Here is a 2,238-nt window from a genome sequence, read left to right as displayed (position 1 = left end):
GTGCGGGGGCTCCGGCCGTCCTTCTGTGGTAGCGCGGACCCGATACACCCGGCTGCTCCGCAGGACTGGTGAGGTGGTCGAGAATCGGGTAGATACGGACGAGTAGCACCGTGCGGTAATTCCGCCCGGCCGCCCCCGATTCAGCGGCGAGGTGAGTCCCTCATGTCCGCCCCATCCACTCCGCAGGACGCCCCAAAGGTCACCGTGACCCCTGAGGTCACCGGGGCACCAAAGGTCACCGAGCGTGAGGCACGCCAGGTCGCCGAGGCTGCGCGCGAGCAGAGCTGGCGCAAGCCAAGTTTCGCCAAGGAGCTGTTCCTCGGCCGCTTCCGGCTCGACCTGATCCACCCACATCCGCTGCCGTCCGAGGACGACGTGCAGCGCGGCGAGGAGTTCCTCGCCAAACTGCGCGACTTCTGCGAGACAAAGATCGACGGTGCGCTCATCGAGCGCGAGGCCCGTATCCCCGACGCCGTGATCGACGGGCTCAAGGAGCTCGGCGCCCTCGGCATGAAGATCGACACCAAGTACGGCGGGCTCGGCCTCACCCAGGTGTACTACAACAAGGCCCTGGCCCTGGTCGGTACCGTGAGCCCGGCGATCGGCGCGCTGCTGTCCGCGCATCAGTCGATCGGCGTACCGCAGCCGCTGAAGATTTTCGGCACCCAGGAGCAGAAGGACGCGTTCCTGCCGCGCCTGGCCCGCACCGACATCTCGGCGTTCCTGCTCACCGAGCCGGACGTCGGATCCGACCCGGCGCGCCTGGCCACCACCGCCGTCCCGGACGGCGACGACTACGTCCTCGACGGCGTGAAGCTCTGGACGACGAACGGTGTCGTCGCCGACCTCCTCGTCGTCATGGCCAGGGTCCCGAAGTCCGAGGGCCACAAGGGCGGCATCACCGCCTTCGTCGTCGAGGCGGCATCCGACGGCATCACGGTCGAGAACCGCAACGCCTTCATGGGCCTGCGCGGCATCGAGAACGGCGTCACCCGCTTCCACCAGGTCCGGGTTCCCGCCGCGAACCGTATCGGCCCCGAGGGCGCCGGCCTCAAGATCGCCCTGACCACGCTCAACACCGGCCGGCTGTCCCTGCCCGCGATGTGCGTGGGCGCCGGCAAGTGGTGCCTGAAGATCGCCCGTGAATGGTCCGCCGTGCGCGAGCAGTGGGGCAGGCCCGTCGCCAAGCACGAGGCCGTCGGCGCGAAGATCTCCTTCATCGCCGCCACCACCTTCGCCCTGGAGGCCGTTGTCGACCTGTCGTCCCAGATGGCCGACGAGGACCGCAACGACATCCGCATCGAGGCGGCCCTCGCCAAGCTGTACGGGTCCGAGATGGCCTGGCTGATGGCCGACGAACTGGTCCAGATCCGCGGCGGCCGCGGATTCGAGACCGCGGACTCGCTCGCCGCCCGCGGCGAACGTGCCGTCCCCGCCGAGCAGATGCTGCGCGACCTGCGCATCAACCGCATCTTCGAGGGCTCGACCGAGATCATGCATCTGCTGATCGCCCGCGAGGCGGTCGACGCCCATCTCGCCGTCGCCGGCGACATCATCGACCCGGACAAGTCCTTCGGCGACAAGGCGAAGGCAGGCGCCCAGGCCACGGCCTTCTACGCCCGCTGGCTGCCGAAGCTCGTGGCCGGGCCCGGCCAACTCCCGCGCTCGTTCGCCGAGTTCCACCCACGCGGCCATGTGGACCTCTCCACCCATCTGCGCTACGTGGAACGCTCGGCGCGCAAGCTGGCCCGCTCCACCTTCTACGCCATGTCCCGGTGGCAGGGCCGGATGGAGACGAAACAGGGCTTCCTCGGCCGGATCGTCGACATCGGCGCGGAACTGTTCGCGATGAGCGCCGCCTGCGTGCGGGCGGAGCTCCTCCGCAAGAAGGGCGACCACGGGCGCGAGGCGTACCAGCTGGCCGACGCCTTCTGCCGGCAGTCCCGTATCCGGGTCGAGGAGCTCTTCGGCCGGCTCTGGACCAACACCGACGATCTCGACCGCAAGGTGGTGAACGACATCCTGGCCGGCGCCCACACGTGGCTGGAGGAAGGCGTCATCGACCCCAGCGGCGACGGTCCCTGGATCGCGGACGCGACGCCGGGCCCGGCGACACGGGAGAACGTCCACCGTCCCATCCGCTGACAACCCTGTTGTGGCATTCGTTCTTCGTGCGGGTCCCCCAGGACCAAGCCCTGGGGAGGAACGGGTGGAACAACCCCGGGGCGGGCGCCGTTT

Annotated in this window: 1 protein-coding gene; it reads left to right on the top strand. The window is 69.2% G+C overall.

Going from position 1 to position 2,238, the window contains the following annotated elements:
* Nucleotides 1-162: 162 nt before the first annotated feature.
* On the top strand, nt 163-2,145 hold the full coding sequence (locus ACWGI8_RS43270; protein ID WP_453669001.1) for an acyl-CoA dehydrogenase family protein: 1,983 nt from the start codon (nt 163-165) through the stop codon (nt 2,143-2,145).
* Nucleotides 2,146-2,238 lie beyond the last annotated feature (93 nt).

It is taken from the genome of Streptomyces sp. NPDC054841 (assembly GCF_053611045.1).
Note: the sequence above shows the minus strand (reverse complement) of the source record. Positions and strands in the feature narration are given on the sequence as shown.